Annotated in this window: 10 protein-coding genes, 2 rRNA genes and 1 riboswitch; of the genes, 10 read left to right on the plus strand and 2 right to left on the minus strand. The window is 46.5% G+C overall.

Going from position 1 to position 15252, the window contains the following annotated elements; all coding sequences use genetic code 11:
- Nucleotides 1-67: 67 nt before the first annotated feature.
- Nucleotides 68-171: riboswitch (SAM riboswitch) on the plus strand.
- 191 nt (nt 172-362) lie between these two features.
- The 6 genes from HWX64_RS00350 (at nt 363) to HWX64_RS00375 (ending at nt 7417) form a co-directional block, all read left to right on the plus strand.
- Nucleotides 363-1733 carry an LLM class flavin-dependent oxidoreductase gene (locus HWX64_RS00350; protein ID WP_175986376.1) on the plus strand — a complete coding sequence of 457 codons (1371 nt, stop codon included), beginning with the start codon at nt 363-365 and terminating at the stop codon, nt 1731-1733.
- A gap of 27 nt (nt 1734-1760) precedes the next feature.
- Nucleotides 1761-3269 carry a sodium:solute symporter gene (locus tag HWX64_RS00355; protein ID WP_175986377.1) on the plus strand — a complete coding sequence of 503 codons (1509 nt, stop codon included), beginning with the start codon at nt 1761-1763 and terminating at the stop codon, nt 3267-3269.
- A gap of 598 nt (nt 3270-3867) precedes the next feature.
- The gene (locus HWX64_RS00360) at nt 3868-4314 is read left to right on the plus strand and encodes a DUF2521 family protein (RefSeq protein ID WP_175986379.1); all 447 of its coding nucleotides are present in this window, start codon (nt 3868-3870) and stop codon (nt 4312-4314) included.
- Nucleotides 4315-4404: 90 nt separating this feature from the next.
- Nucleotides 4405-5106, plus strand: coding sequence for an N-acetylmuramoyl-L-alanine amidase CwlD (gene cwlD, locus HWX64_RS00365; RefSeq protein WP_175986381.1), 702 nt, complete (start codon nt 4405-4407; stop codon nt 5104-5106).
- A 273-nt stretch (nt 5107-5379) separates the two neighbouring features.
- Nucleotides 5380-6177 carry an STAS domain-containing protein gene (locus tag HWX64_RS00370; RefSeq protein ID WP_175986382.1) on the plus strand — a complete coding sequence of 266 codons (798 nt, stop codon included), beginning with the start codon at nt 5380-5382 and terminating at the stop codon, nt 6175-6177.
- Between the two features lie 190 nt (nt 6178-6367).
- Complete coding sequence (locus HWX64_RS00375; protein ID WP_175986384.1) at nt 6368-7417, plus strand: Mrp/NBP35 family ATP-binding protein; 1050 nt, start codon at nt 6368-6370, stop codon at nt 7415-7417.
- A 69-nt stretch (nt 7418-7486) separates the two neighbouring features.
- Here HWX64_RS00375 and gerD read toward each other — a convergent pair whose 3' ends face one another.
- The gene (gene gerD, locus HWX64_RS00380; protein ID WP_175986386.1) at nt 7487-8134 is read right to left on the minus strand and encodes a spore germination lipoprotein GerD; all 648 of its coding nucleotides are present in this window, start codon (nt 8132-8134) and stop codon (nt 7487-7489) included.
- 148 nt (nt 8135-8282) lie between these two features.
- Here gerD and HWX64_RS00385 point away from each other — a divergent pair, with 148 nt between their 5' ends.
- The gene (locus tag HWX64_RS00385; RefSeq protein WP_175986387.1) at nt 8283-8915 is read left to right on the plus strand and encodes a KinB-signaling pathway activation protein; all 633 of its coding nucleotides are present in this window, start codon (nt 8283-8285) and stop codon (nt 8913-8915) included.
- Nucleotides 8916-8951: 36 nt separating this feature from the next.
- Here the strand turns inward: HWX64_RS00385 and pdaB are convergent, their stop codons facing one another.
- Nucleotides 8952-9701, minus strand: a complete 750-nt coding sequence (gene pdaB / locus HWX64_RS00390) for a polysaccharide deacetylase family sporulation protein PdaB (RefSeq protein ID WP_175986389.1) — start codon at nt 9699-9701, stop codon at nt 8952-8954.
- A 138-nt stretch (nt 9702-9839) separates the two neighbouring features.
- Here pdaB and HWX64_RS00395 point away from each other — a divergent pair, with 138 nt between their 5' ends.
- The 3 genes from HWX64_RS00395 (at nt 9840) to HWX64_RS00405 (ending at nt 15239) form a co-directional block, all read left to right on the plus strand.
- Nucleotides 9840-10070: a hypothetical protein gene (locus HWX64_RS00395; RefSeq protein ID WP_175986391.1), complete on the plus strand. Its 231-nt coding sequence runs from the start codon at nt 9840-9842 to the stop codon at nt 10068-10070.
- 374 nt (nt 10071-10444) lie between these two features.
- Nucleotides 10445-11996: ribosomal RNA gene (locus tag HWX64_RS00400) — 16S ribosomal RNA — on the plus strand.
- Between the two features lie 307 nt (nt 11997-12303).
- Nucleotides 12304-15239, plus strand: a 23S ribosomal RNA gene (locus tag HWX64_RS00405).
- The 16S and 23S rRNA genes sit together here, the layout of an rRNA operon.
- Nucleotides 15240-15252: the final 13 nt, after the last annotated feature.

Here is a 15252-nt window from a genome sequence, read left to right on the forward strand (position 1 = left end):
TTCTGATTTGACAGATTATTTCGACTCCGTTATGATGATAAAAATTCAAACAACACAATTGCATATTTCCTTATCTAGAGCCGGGGGAGGAATCTGGTCCCGTGATCCCGCAGCAACCGTTACTTGTAACAAGGTGCTAATTCCAGCAAGCAGATGCTTGAAAGATGAGAGGATGGTATAGAAATGAACCTCTTCCTCATCGGGAGAGGTTTTTTTAGTTGTAGTAAATCGTTAAGGAGTCCTCGCTGTTTCTAAACCGAGTATAACGATAAGAATACTCAAACCTGACCTCATCCCCAAAAAACACATCAATCCACCCATCGCCACGGCCAAATCACTTTTAAGAAAAAGGAGACTTTCCAATGAAAAAACAAATTCATCTCAACGGCTTCATCCAAAACTCGCCTTCACCGCATTCGACCGGCTTATGGAAACATGAAAAAGATCAAGGTACTTCTCACAACAGTCTGGCTTATTGGGTCGAAACGGCAAAGACGCTTGAACGCGGGAAATTTGATGCGATGTTCATCGCTGATGTGCTTGGTACCTACAGCGTTTATGAAAACAGTCATGATGCGGCGGTCAGGGGTGCAGTGCAGCTGCCTGCACATGATCCGCTCATCCCGATCTCGGCCATGGCGGCTGTAACAGAGCATCTTGGGTTTGCACCGACGATCTCCACGACTTATGCCCAGCCTTATTCACTGGCACGGCAGTTATCGACGCTTGACCATTTAACCGGGGGAAGGGTGGCATGGAATGTGGTGACCTCCTATTTGGAAAGTGAAGCCATTAATCTTGGACTTTCCGGGAGGCTTCCAAAGGAACTCCGATATGACAGAGCCGATGAATTCCTCCAGGTCGCTTATAAATTGTGGGAGCACAGCTGGGAGAACGAGGCGGTCGTTTATGATAAAGAAAATGATACGTTTGCGAATCCGGAAAGAGTTCATTCCATCAACCATGAAGGAGAGTTTTTCAGTGTGCCGGGCCCTCATCTGGTGGAGCCTTCCCCTCAGCGCACCCCGGTATTGTTCCAGGCGGGGTCCTCTCCAAAAGGGAGGGATTTTGCAGCAAAACATGCCGAAGCAGTATTTACTAAAAATCATTCACTGGACGGATTGAAGCTGTATACATCCGATATCCGCAGACGGGCGGCAGAGCAGGGAAGAAACCCGGATGAGCTTCTCATCTTCCCGATGATCCTGCCAATCATAGGTTCAACAGAGGAAGAAGCATATGCCAAATATGAAGAACTTACAAACCACGTCAGCTATGAAGGCACCGCTTCTCTTTTATCCGGTCACACTGGGATAGACTTTTCACAATTCGACCCTGATCAATATATCGAGGACATCGAGACTGACGCCATGCAGGGGAACCTCGATATGTACGGAAAAGATCCGAACAAAAGGTGGACGCTCCGGGAAGCGATCAAAAATCACGGCCTGGGCAATGGAACGGTCAAGTTCATCGGCACCCCTGAGCAGATCGCGGATGAAATCGAGAGGTGGGCGGTTGTTGGGGATGCAGACGGCTTCAATATCGCCCAGACGTATTCACCGGGTACATTCACCGAGTTTGTCGAACATGTGGTCCCGGAACTGCAGAAGCGTGGGATTTACCGGATGGAATATGAAGGATCCACCCTGAGAGAAAACATGTTTGGCAGAGGCCGGAGACACCTGCCTGCAGATCATCCTGCCAAGAAGCTTGCACCCGTTTATTCATAAAACGCTTGTAAAAGAAGGGAGAAGAAAATGAGTCAAATCGCATTATATACATGGATAGGATTTGCCGTATTTCTTGCAGCAATGTTTGCCCTGGGATTTATCAGTATGAAAAAGACCAAGAGTGTCAGTGATTTTGCCATAGGCGGGGGAAACCTCGGCCCTTATGTCCTGGGGCTTTCCTTTGCCGCCACGTACTTAAGTGCCGCTACCTTCCTCGGGTACCCGGGCTGGTCCCATGATTGGGGACTATCAAATCTTTGGCTGTTCCTGGCGATGATCGGCGGGGGGCCGATCGGGGTATTGATGGTAGCCAAGAAAGTCCGGAAGCTAAATAACGGACAAAAGTCGCTGTCCTTGCCCGACTGGCTGGGGGATTTTTATAACAGCGATCTTCTCCGGGTCGGTACGGGGTTGATTCTTTTGTTCAACATCTTTTATATAGCCGCCCAGTTTGTCGCAGGTGCCCGCATCTTTGAATATCTTCTCGGCATGTCCTATCAGGGCGGATTGATTTTTATAGCCGTGATTGTCGTACTTTACGTCTTTGGCGGAGGGGCATTCGCCGATATTTATACGGATGCCGTCCAGGCAGTGATGATGGCAGTGGCCGGGGTCTTTATTTTCATTTCCGGGATCGTCGTGTTCTGGAAGGGGAGCATCTCAACGACCTTTACCAGCATCAGCGGAAAATTGGCGGCTCAGGATGGAAATCTGATTCAGGCTTTCAATCCGGATTCTGCTCATTTTTCTTCTTTAAGTTTAGTGACAGGTGCGATTGTGATTCAGTGGGCATTTGCCTCTGCCCCTCATCTGTTTAACAAGGTACTGGGTCTGAAGAGTGAAAAAGATTTGGGGAAAATGATTTTGACTTATGTGATCACTGCTGCATTTTCCGTTTTAGTTCTATTTGGAGGTATTTACAGCAGGGCGGCACTTGGAAATAACGTTGCAGCTCCTGATCTGGCACTGATGGAATATGCGGTATGGGCATTTCCTGCGGTCATTGTAGCGATATTGGGGGTTGTGATCCTTGCTGCCGCCATGTCGACAACGGATGGATTGTTTGTGTCGATTTCGACTGTCTTTGCCAATGATATCTTTTTGAAAGTACTGGTGAAAAGAGGAATCGTGAAAGTGAGCGACGCGAAAGCAGAGAAGATCGCGCTGCAGATCAGCCGGCTTTCAGTGCCCATTATCGGGCTCCTGGCCTATTTGATTGTCTTGAAGCCTCCTGCGTATATGGGAGATATCATGTGGATCGGCATTTCAGGAATCGCAGCCGGAACGATGGGGCCGATTTTACACGCGGTATATGGACGTAGAAAGGCATCCGCCAGGGCAGCGGAACTTTCCATGGTGATCGGACTCCTTTCCTATCTCATCCTTTACTTTGGCGGAATCGTGCCAAGCACCATGGCAGCGGGAGCCGTTTCAACTTTTATCGGAATCGCCGTGATTACAGTGCTTGCCCCTATCTTGAAAGAAAAACAACCGCAAACCAGCCAAAGACTCGAAAAAGTCTACAACATAAAGTAAAGGAAAGGGTGAAACACCATGTTCGTTAACGAAATGCTCTCCATCTGGCTCTACGGCTTCATCACCTTCCTCACCATCATCGGATTGTCGTTGTGGAAGTGGTATTTTACGAAATGATGCTGACCAACGGGACGAGGAATTATATCCTCCTCCTTTTTCATTGGTATGCTGTTGTTCTAGTCGTCAAATGAATGAAGCAGGTAATAGTAGTAGCGGTTATGGATAGGCTATCTTTATTTTGTGGATTTATCTAGATTTTTTCTATTCCACTGTTATTTGACCAAAACCAGCGGTTGATTGGAGTGCAAGACGAAGACTCCTATCAGAAAAGTGGAAGGGCTTTGCTCAGAGGCGTGTGGCATAAGGCGAAGCGGCCTAGAAGGCGCTCTTTGCCTTCTTGGTCGGTTTGACTTATGACATGTGCCTCTAAGCCCTGCAGCTGGACATTAGTTCCTCCCACCAACCGCCCGCGGAAAGCGAAGTCTTGCACGGAAATCGATAGCGATATTAGAAAGTCATCCCCATCAAAATTGGTAACAGTTACTCGAATGAAGACATCTCTTAAGAAGGAAAATACGTTCAAAGGGGTGGATTTACATTGAACGTTATTACAACCTTCAATACAAAGAGAAGAGAAAAACAAATCAAGACAGAAAGAAAACTGCTCAAGGAAATTTCGATTAAAATGCTCCAGGAAAGCGTACGGAAGCATTTTGGATATATAAAAATTCAAGGCGGCGTATTCATGCAGCAGGGTTTTGATGAAGCCTGCTTCGATGTCGCGATTGAAGCCTACCTCCTCGGAGGGAAAGTAAGCAAGTTCGGATACAGCGGGGAAGATAGGGAAGCAGTAAAGAAGCGGTGCAGGGAAGAATTAAAGCATTTCATCGATACGCTTTATAACTTCTGGCTGTATTGGTCCGAGATGGGCATCTCCAATCAAGTGGACGAATCCATTTTCTACAGCTGCGAACACTTTGTGGAGACATGGTGGTCAGAGGGATATGAAAAGGGAATCAAACGGCTTAAGCTTCGCCTTCACTAATTATTTTTCAGTTCTAAAAGTGTTTCTTGTCCCATATTTTTAGTAAAGAACAGCTTGATTGTATTTTTTACTGAAAATAGGGGGAGAGACATGAGACAGAAATTAAAACTTGCAGGGATTATTGCGGCCCTCGGGATCCTGTTATTTATAGTTCAATATAAAATAATGGACAAAGATACATGGGATTCATGGAATCTTCCCTTGTCAGGTAAGATTATATATATTGATCCGGGTCATGGGGGGCCTGATGGCGGAGCGGGGGATAAAGACGCTTTGGAAAAGGATATCGCATTGAATGTCTCCCTGATGATCAGAGATTATCTTCAGGAACAGGGAGCACTGGTCCTTATGACCCGCGAGGAAGACAAGGATCTGGCGGATGAACATACAAAAGGGTACAGTCGGAGAAAGGTAGAAGATCTGCACAAGCGCTTGAACCTGATCAATGATTCAGAAGCGGATATGTTTTTAAGTATACATCTAAATTCCATCCCTTCCCCAAAATGGAGCGGGGCACAGACTTTTTATAATCCGAAGTTTGAGGAAAACAAGGCTCTTTCAAAAGCCATACAAAAAGAGATCACCCGGAACTTAGAAAATACAAGCCGGGAAGCAAAAGGCCTTCAGAGTGTGTATATCTTAAAACACGCCAAAAAACCGGGTGCGTTAGTGGAAATCGGCTTCCTTTCAAACCCTGCAGAACGTTCGAACCTGCTTAAGGATGATTATCAGGAAAAAGTGGCTGCATCCATTTACCAGGGTGTCCTGAATTATTTAACCGAAGAGGATTAACGAAGAAAGCTTCTCCTAAAGCAGGAGCGGCTTTTTTGTTTTTAAAAAATTCAGTTGAAGATGGCAGTGCAAGACGGAGGCTTTCAGGATGATGTGAGACAGGCTCACCTACATGGAAAGCGAACCCTCGTCCGGTAATCAAAAGGGGGGACGGACACTAAATTTACATAAAAACAATGTTAAGAATGAACAGGAGAGGGGTATAGAGTATTAGAAGTCTCGAAGTGGTCTACACTTGAAATAGACAAGTATTCAGGATAGGAAGGGTTCAATATGAAAGTATCGATTATCGAAACACTCGAACATCATTATAATGATCTTTATACCAAATGGGTCCAGGATTTAGAAGAAACGACAGACAGGTTGAATATATCCTATTATCAGCATACCCAAGTGAAAAATGATTTGTTCGAATCAATCTATAGAAGCCTTAATCAGGATAATGAAAGTTTTATCAAAGACTTTGATGACTTATACAAAAAAATAGTGGAAAATAAAGAGGCTTTGGAATATATCTCTACCGGATATCAATCGTTTAGAAGGGTTGCGCTGTTCATTCTAATAAAAGAGGATTTATCCAAAGAGGAAGTATTGGACATTTATGATGAAGTCGACCGCTGGTTTGATCCCGTATTCAATAAAATGATCAGTAAGTGTACAGACTCATGGGAAGAGACGTTCAATGTCCAAAGGAAAACACTGGTTGAACTATCTGCTCCCGTCATTCAATTATTTGACCATATCTCGGTGATGCCCTTGGTCGGTCATATCGATGAAGAAAGGATCAATCGTATAAAAGAAAACCTCCTTGAAGGTGTGACCAACTTTCATTCATCGATTGTCTTCCTAGATATTACCGGAGTCCCGGTATTGGATACATTTGCTGCTCAAGGCATCATCGAATCCACAAGGGCGGCCGGACTGCTCGGTGCGGAATGTATCCTGGTAGGGGTACGCCCTGAGATAGCTCAGACGCTGATCAATCTGGGAATTGATTTAAAGGAACTGAAAACGTTCAGTTCCTTGAATAATGGATTAATGTTTGCGCAGAATCAAATGGATAATGGTTAACAAGCAAAAGGGCTGCCTGGATGGCGGCTCTTTTTTTATCGCATGTTCCTTGACGCACTGAGTGAGAACCCTCCACCATTCAGAATAATATACAACAAAAGTATTCCGACCCTTTTACACGTTATTTCTGATAACGATATGTTATACTGTTAGTAGTTGTAAACGAATACATAAAAAAGGGTGGTTATTCATGTTAACAGAACAGCAGACTCGCGATCTTTTATCTCAGTTAAAGGATCCTTTCTTACATAAAACGTTAAAAGAAACCAACGGTGTTGTTGAAGTTAGTGTGAAAAAAGAAAAAGAGCATGTGAGTGTGAAGATTGCACTTGCGAAGACCGGTTCAGGCGAACAATTGCAATTCCAGCAGCAGGTTGTCCAATTATTAAAAGACAATGGAGCAGGCTCTGTGGGAATCCGTTTCACTGAACTTCCCCAGGAAGAACTTGAAAAACATAGGGGAACAGGCGGAGAAGGTACGGATTTATTATCGCCTGCAAGTAAAACGACGTTCATTGCCATCGCCTCGGGTAAAGGCGGAGTGGGAAAATCCACTGTTTCCGTTAACCTGGCTGTGGCGCTTGCCCGCCAAGGAAAGAAAGTGGGACTGATTGATGCAGATATATACGGATTCAGTGTTCCGGATATGATGGGAATCGTAAAGCGCCCGGTAGTCCGCGGGGAAAGAATTATTCCAGTAGAACGTTTCGGGGTCAAAGTCATTTCCATGGGCTTTTTTGTTGAAGACAATGCACCTGTCATTTGGAGAGGGCCGATGCTTGGTAAAATGCTGAATAATTTCTTCTCGGAAGTAGAGTGGGGAGACTTGGATTATCTGCTATTGGACCTGCCTCCGGGTACAGGTGATGTGGCGCTTGACGTTCATACGATGCTTCCTCATTGTAAGGAAATCATCGTCACCACACCTCATCCGACAGCGGCCTTTGTTGCAGCGCGTGCCGGGGCAATGGCATTACAGACCGATCACGATATCCTTGGCGTCGTCGAGAATATGTCTTACTTTGAAAGCAAGCTGACCGGTGAGAAGGAATTCGTATTCGGACAAGGCGGAGGGGAAAAATTGACAGAGGAATTACGTACAGACCTTCTGGGTAAACTGCCTCTCCAGCAGCCTGATTGGAATGAGGAAGATTTCGCACCTTCGATTTATGCGGAAGACCACAGGCTCGGTCAGATTTATGGGGAAATCGCCCATAAAGTCATTGAAAAATTGTCATAACAAAATGAAAGGACAAATGGCGGGGATGTGTCCCTTGCCATTTGTCCTTTTTTCTTATGTGGACTGGGCTTAGCCGCCACCGCCACCGCCGCCGCCTTCTGAACCTTCAGAAGACCCGCCTTGGCCGCCGGTCTGACCGCTTTCACCACCGCCGCCGCCTTCTTCTTTTCCGCCGCCGGCTTCCTCGGCTGCTTTAAGAAGGATATCCTGTATCTTTGCTTTGAATAGTGGGCTTTCAAATGTTTCGAGGACCACTTTTTGAAGGTGTTCCCGGTACTCCTTGCTCTTTAAGGCTTCTGTCATTTCTTTTTGAAATTCAGGGTCTTTCATTAAATCCATCATCATACCTTGATACTCTGGATCCTTCATCAAATCCTTGAGCAGTTTCTCATTGCCATCTTTCATGCTTTTTGCCATGGATTCGGCAAACTTTGGATCTTCGATGGCTTTCTTCCAGAATTCAGTGCCTTTATCAGACGTAAGGGTTTTTGAAATGGTATCCTTTACAACTCCTTGGTCCATAATAAGCTCAGACTTCATTTTTTCATCCTTCATGACTTCTTGTATTGCCTTTTTTCCATCGTCGGTTTTTAGTATATCGACAACCATTTTCTTGGTCTCTTCATAATCCATTTTACTGCCGCCTGTTTCCCCTCCGCCGCCGCAAGCGGTCAAAAGAACAACAGTCAGTAGAAAAAGAAAGGAATATCTTTTCATGGTCAGGCTCCTTCCATACAAATTCCCTTACCTTTAATATGAGGAATTGTGAAAAAAATATACACATCCAATAGTGGAACCTAGATTTTTTAAAGAAGCGTTGGTACAATCAACAGAGTGTATATTTTATATTTGGAGGAAAAAAGAAGTGACCATCCGAAATTGGATTCGTTTTTTTGTACATACGTTAATTCTTGGCGGTGCAGTGACGGCTGCAGCCTCTCTTTTCATAAGATGGGATCAATACAGTCCTTACCTTCAAGATGGGAATGTAATCGGAATATTATCCAGCCTTCTATGGTTTTTATTTGTGGGATTCACTTTCAGTGTCATCAGCCAAATGGGGTACTTTGCTTATTTGACGATCCACCAGTTTGGAGTGGGGATGTTCAAAAGCTTTTGGAATTCCGTCCAGGTTGTGCTGATTGTGTTTGTGTTATTTGACCTTATTTACTTTCGCTTCCGGGCTTTTGCCGAGGAAGGGGCGTCTTATACCCCGTATATCCTCTTGGGAATCGGTATCCTGTTAGTGGGAATGCTTGTCGCATACTTGAAAAATCAACAATCAGAAGCAAAAACCAATACTTTTATATCAGCATTGTTCTTCATGGTTGTCGTCACGACGCTCGAGTGGCTTCCGGTACTGCTGGTAAACTCCATTAAATGGCTTTACCTCATGTTGATCGCTTTATTAGTATGTAATGCTTATCAACTGCTGAAACTCCCGAAATATATCGAACAATCCCAGCTGGAACGACAAAACAAACAGCAAAAGAAGTAGCAAAAAGCCCCGCAGCTCTTTACGGGGCTTTTTTGTTTATTGAATCAAACTGGATTTTGCATCACCATTTGAAATCATATCCGAAACGGACACAAAGCTTCCTTTTCCTTTCAAGGTCTTAACGATGGCAGGCAGGGCGTTTTTTGTCTGCTTTGCAGAATCGGATGCATGAAGAAGAATGATGTCCCCTTTTTTGGCATTACTTACATTCTCGATGATCGCCTCTCTCCCAGGGTTGGTCCAGTCCTTTGAATCCACACTCCAGTGAACAACGGTCAAGCCAAGACTATCTGCCACTTTTAAGGTTTCTTTGTTAAAGTGACCTGTAGGGACCCGAAGCAATTTTACATCTTTCACATTCAGCTTTTTAAAAACAGTATCAGCTTTCATGATATCCTGCCTTATTTTATTCGGTTCCATGTCGGTGTAGTCAGAATATGCATAGCCGAGATTTCCGATTTCGTATCCGTCTTTTACAATTTGCTCAACCAGATCAGGATGACGCTCAGCCCAGGAACCGGAAATAAAGAAAGTGGCAGACTGTACGTTCAACTTTTTCAATTCGTCTAAAATCGGTTTTGCTTTCTCATCTCCCCACCCGATATTGAAAGTCAGAGCAACGCCTTTTTCCCCTTTATAAATAGCCTTGGGTCCATCTTTCGTTCCAAAAACCGGAACAGAAGAAAGCGTACTGCTATAGACAAATAGAGCTGTAAAGAATGAGATGATGATGACCAAACTGATCTGTTTCAGTCTTTTCGCATTTACGGTATAGAACACATTCATTAAACAATCCCTCCGTAACGTATATCTCTATAAAAGATATGCATGTCCTCAGAAAAAATATCTAACTTCAGAAAAAAATGATTATAAAATCCCTCGAATGGAAAAAACTACAAATAACAACATAAAGGGGTGACTTACTTGCTGGGGTTAATGATTGATGACAGAGAAAGACAAGAACTAGAATATCTGTTGAAAAGAGAAATGGATGAAATCCTATTCGACCTTAAAGATACCCGGATTGATCAAATTGTGAAGCGGGCTATGGATGAACGATATAAATTATTGTTTTCTCTATTCCGCAGATTTGCAAGTCATAAAGAATGCCTCAAGTATATGAAGAGAAGTACTGATAAAAAAGAAAAATACTAAGACAATCTGCGGCTTTTTTAATGGACGGGCTTTCCGGTGCGATTGCCTTTACCCATAGAGAGCCGCTTTTAAATGCCGTGAACTTAACATGTTGTAAAAAAATCTTTAAAAATGTATTGACCATGTAAAAAAATCTTGGTATATTATTAATCGTCGCTGTTGCGCTATCGAATAACTCGAAAACGCACTGAAAAATAAATTTTAAAAAACAGTTGACTTCACACGATGATGTGTGATAAATTAATAAAGTCGCTTCAAACGGAGCGCATCAACAAATTGAACCTTGAAAACTGAACAAAACAAGACAATACGTCAACGTTAATTCTAGATTTACCGCAACGATTGAATCGTTGCAACAAGAGCTATTCAAACTTTTATCGGAGAGTTTGATCCTGGCTCAGGACGAACGCTGGCGGCGTGCCTAATACATGCAAGTCGAGCGGATCAAAGGGAGCTTGCTCCCTGAGATCAGCGGCGGACGGGTGAGTAACACGTGGGTAACCTGCCTGTAAGACTGGGATAACTCCGGGAAACCGGGGCTAATACCGGATAACTCAGTTCCTCGCATGAGGAACTGTTGAAAGGTGGCTTTTCGCTACCACTTACAGATGGACCCGCGGCGCATTAGCTAGTTGGTGAGGTAACGGCTCACCAAGGCGACGATGCGTAGCCGACCTGAGAGGGTGATCGGCCACACTGGGACTGAGACACGGCCCAGACTCCTACGGGAGGCAGCAGTAGGGAATCTTCCGCAATGGACGAAAGTCTGACGGAGCAACGCCGCGTGAGTGAAGAAGGTTTTCGGATCGTAAAACTCTGTTGTTAGGGAAGAACAAGTGCCGTTCGAATAGGGCGGCACCTTGACGGTACCTAACCAGAAAGCCACGGCTAACTACGTGCCAGCAGCCGCGGTAATACGTAGGTGGCAAGCGTTGTCCGGAATTATTGGGCGTAAAGCGCGCGCAGGTGGTTTCTTAAGTCTGATGTGAAAGCCCACGGCTCAACCGTGGAGGGTCATTGGAAACTGGGGAACTTGAGTGCAGAAGAGGAAAGTGGAATTCCAAGTGTAGCGGTGAAATGCGTAGATATTTGGAGGAACACCAGTGGCGAAGGCGACTTTCTGGTCTGTAACTGACACTGAGGCGCGAAAGCGTGGGGAGCAAACAGGATTAGATACCCTGGTAGTCCACGCCGTAAACGATGAGTGCTAAGTGTTAGAGGGTTTCCGCCCTTTAGTGCTGCAGCTAACGCATTAAGCACTCCGCCTGGGGAGTACGGTCGCAAGACTGAAACTCAAAGGAATTGACGGGGGCCCGCACAAGCGGTGGAGCATGTGGTTTAATTCGAAGCAACGCGAAGAACCTTACCAGGTCTTGACATCCTCTGACAACCCTAGAGATAGGGCTTTCCCCTTCGGGGGACAGAGTGACAGGTGGTGCATGGTTGTCGTCAGCTCGTGTCGTGAGATGTTGGGTTAAGTCCCGCAACGAGCGCAACCCTTGATCTTAGTTGCCAGCATTCAGTTGGGCACTCTAAGATGACTGCCGGTGACAAACCGGAGGAAGGTGGGGATGACGTCAAATCATCATGCCCCTTATGACCTGGGCTACACACGTGCTACAATGGACGGTACAAAGGGCAGCGAGACCGCGAGGTTTAGCCAATCCCATAAAACCGTTCTCAGTTCGGATTGCAGGCTGCAACTCGCCTGCATGAAGCTGGAATCGCTAGTAATCGCGGATCAGCATGCCGCGGTGAATACGTTCCCGGGCCTTGTACACACCGCCCGTCACACCACGAGAGTTTGTAACACCCGAAGTCGGTGAGGTAACCTTTTGGAGCCAGCCGCCTAAGGTGGGACAGATGATTGGGGTGAAGTCGTAACAAGGTAGCCGTATCGGAAGGTGCGGCTGGATCACCTCCTTTCTAAGGAATATATATGAAACGTTTGACAGTCGAAGTTTTGTTCAGTTTTGATGGTTCAACCATCAAAATGATATTACTTGTTTCACAACAAGTAATTCTTATTTTCTTTGCGCTTGCGGCAAAGCTGATTCGAAGATGTTGTCTTCACCTCAGCGCAAGGCAGCACGAAGGAAATTCACTGATGTGTTTCACGATGTGAAGCAAATCAGTAGCCTTGTTCTTTGAAAACTAGATAAAGATAAATTGATAGTCAAGAAATTACCGAGTATCGCCATTTTAGGTTTTAACACCTTGTAACAACCAATTCGGTTAAGTTATGAAGGGCGCACGGTGGATGCCTTGGCACTAGGAGCCGACGAAGGACGGGACTAACACCGATATGCTTCGGGGAGCTGTAAGTGAGCTTTGATCCGGAGATTTCCGAATGGGGGAACCCATTGTTCGTAATGGAACAATATCCATACTTGAATACATAGAGTATGGAAGGCAGACCCAGGGAACTGAAACATCTAAGTACCTGGAGGAAGAGAAAGCAAATGCGATTCCCTGAGTAGCGGCGAGCGAAACGGGATGTAGCCCAAACCAAGAGGCTTGCCTCTTGGGGTTGTAGGACACTCTATACGGAGTTACAAAGGAACGGAGTAGACGAAGAAGTCTGGAAAGGCTCGTCAAAGAAGGTAACAACCCTGTAGTTGAAACTTCGTTCCCTCTTGAGTGGATCCTGAGTACGGCGGGACACGTGAAATCCCGTCGGAAGCTGGGAGGACCATCTCCCAAGGCTAAATACTCCCTAGTGACCGATAGTGAACCAGTACCGTGAGGGAAAGGTGAAAAGCACCCCGGAAGGGGAGTGAAAGAGAACCTGAAACCGTGTGCCTACAAGTAGTCAGAGCCCGTTAACGGGTGATGGCGTGCCTTTTGTAGAATGAACCGGCGAGTTACGATCCCATGCAAGGTTAAGTCGATGAGACGGAGCCGCAGCGAAAGCGAGTCTGAACAGGGCGAATGAGTATGTGGTCGTAGACCCGAAACCAGGTGATCTACCCATGTCCAGGATGAAGTCCAGGTAACACTGGATGGAGGTCCGAACCCACGCACGTTGAAAAGTGCGGGGATGAGGTGTGGGTAGCGGAGAAATTCCAATCGAACTTGGAGATAGCTGGTTCTCTCCGAAATAGCTTTAGGGCTAGCCTCATGTGTAAGAGTCTTGGAGGTAGAGCACTGTTTGGACTAGGGGCCCTCATCGGGTTACCGAATTCAGACAAACTCCGAATGCCAAAGACTTATCCATGGGAGTCAGACTGCGAGTGATAAGATCCGTAGTCGAAAGGGAAACAGCCCAGACCACCAGCTAAGGTCCCAAAGAATACGTTAAGAGGAAAATGATGTGGAGTTGCTTAGACAACCAGGATGTTGGCTTAGAAGCAGCCACCATTTAAAGAGTGCGTAATAGCTCACTGGTCGAGTGACTCTGCGCCGAAAATGTACCGGGGCTAAACGTATCACCGAAGCTGTGGATTGACACCTCTAGGTGTCAGTGGTAGGAGAGCGTTCTAAGGACAGTGAAGTCAGACCGTAAGGACTGGTGGAGTGCTTAGAAGTGAGAATGCCGGTATGAGTAGCGAAAGATGGGTGAGAATCCCATCCACCGAATGCCTAAGGTTTCCTGAGGAAGGCTCGTCCGCTCAGGGTTAGTCGGGACCTAAGTCGAGGCCGATAGGCGTAGACGATGGACAACAGGTTGATATTCCTGTACCACCTCTTTTCCGTTTGAGCAATGGGGGGACGCAGGAGGATAGGGTAAGCGCACTGCTGGATATGTGCGTCTAAGCAGTTAGGCTGATGATGAGGCAAATCCCATCATCGTGAAGGCTGAGCTGTGACAGCGAGCGAATTATAGTAGCGAAGTTCCTGATTCCACACTGCCAAGAAAAGCCTCTAGCGAGGAAAAAGGTGCCCGTACCGCAAACCGACACAGGTAGGCGAGGAGAGAATCCTAAGGTGAGCGAGAGAACTCTCGTTAAGGAACTCGGCAAAATGACCCCGTAACTTCGGGAGAAGGGGTGCTCTTTGAGGTGCATAGCCTCGAAGAGCCGCAGTGAATAGGCCCAGGCGACTGTTTAGCAAAAACACAGGTCTCTGCGAAGCCGTAAGGCGAAGTATAGGGGCTGACGCCTGCCCGGTGCTGGAAGGTTAAGAGGAGTGCTTAGCGCAAGCGAAGGTGCGAATCGAAGCCCCAGTAAACGGCGGCCGTAACTATAACGGTCCTAAGGTAGCGAAATTCCTTGTCGGGTAAGTTCCGACCCGCACGAAAGGCGTAACGATCTGGGCACTGTCTCAACGAGAGACTCGGTGAAATTATAGTACCTGTGAAGATGCAGGTTACCCGCGACAGGACGGAAAGACCCCGTGGAGCTTTACTGTAGCCTGATATTGAATTTTGGTACAGCTTGTACAGGATAGGTAGGAGCCTTGGAAGCCGGAGCGCCAGCTTCGGTGGAGGCGTTGGTGGGATACTACCCTGGCTGTATTGAAATTCTAACCCGCGCCCCTTATCGGGGTGGGAGACAGTGTCAGGTGGGCAGTTTGACTGGGGCGGTCGCCTCCTAAAGAGTAACGGAGGCGCCCAAAGGTTCCCTCAGAATGGTTGGAAATCATTCGCAGAGTGTAAAGGCACAAGGGAGCTTGACTGCGAGACCTACAAGTCGAGCAGGGACGAAAGTCGGGCTTAGTGATCCGGTGGTTCCGCATGGAAGGGCCATCGCTCAACGGATAAAAGCTACCCCGGGGATAACAGGCTTATCTCCCCCAAGAGTCCACATCGACGGGGAGGTTTGGCACCTCGATGTCGGCTCATCGCATCCTGGGGCTGTAGTCGGTCCCAAGGGTTGGGCTGTTCGCCCATTAAAGCGGTACGCGAGCTGGGTTCAGAACGTCGTGAGACAGTTCGGTCCCTATCCGTCGTGGGCGCAGGAAATTTGAGAGGAGCTGTCCTTAGTACGAGAGGACCGGGATGGACGCACCGCTGGTGTACCAGTTGTCTTGCCAAAGGCATCGCTGGGTAGCTATGTGCGGAAGGGATAAGTGCTGAAAGCATCTAAGCATGAAGCCCCCCTCGAGATGAGATTTCCCATCACTTTATGTGAGTAAGATCCCTGGAAGATGACCAGGTAGATAGGTCAGAGGTGGAAGCATGGTGACATGTGGAGCTGACTGATACTAATCGATCGAGGACTTAACCACAAAGAGTCATTTT

This window comes from Bacillus sp. Marseille-Q1617 (assembly GCF_903645295.1).
Taxonomy (GTDB): Bacteria; Bacillota; Bacilli; order Bacillales; family Bacillaceae_B; genus Rossellomorea.

What these genes read in the sequence shown, in the direction of transcription:
- HWX64_RS00350 (WP_175986376.1), top strand. Translation starts at nt 363, where the DNA reads ATGAAAAAACAAATTCATCTCAACGGCTTCATCCAAAACTCGCCTTCA.
- HWX64_RS00355 (WP_175986377.1), top strand. Translation starts at nt 1,761, where the DNA reads ATGAGTCAAATCGCATTATATACATGGATAGGATTTGCCGTATTTCTT.
- cwlD (WP_175986381.1), top strand. Translation starts at nt 4,405, where the DNA reads ATGAGACAGAAATTAAAACTTGCAGGGATTATTGCGGCCCTCGGGATC.
- HWX64_RS00370 (WP_175986382.1), top strand. Translation starts at nt 5,380, where the DNA reads ATGAAAGTATCGATTATCGAAACACTCGAACATCATTATAATGATCTT.
- HWX64_RS00375 (WP_175986384.1), top strand. Translation starts at nt 6,368, where the DNA reads ATGTTAACAGAACAGCAGACTCGCGATCTTTTATCTCAGTTAAAGGAT.
- gerD (WP_175986386.1), bottom strand. Translation starts at nt 8,134, where the DNA reads ATGAAAAGATATTCCTTTCTTTTTCTACTGACTGTTGTTCTTTTGACC.
- pdaB (WP_175986389.1), bottom strand. Translation starts at nt 9,701, where the DNA reads ATGAATGTGTTCTATACCGTAAATGCGAAAAGACTGAAACAGATCAGT.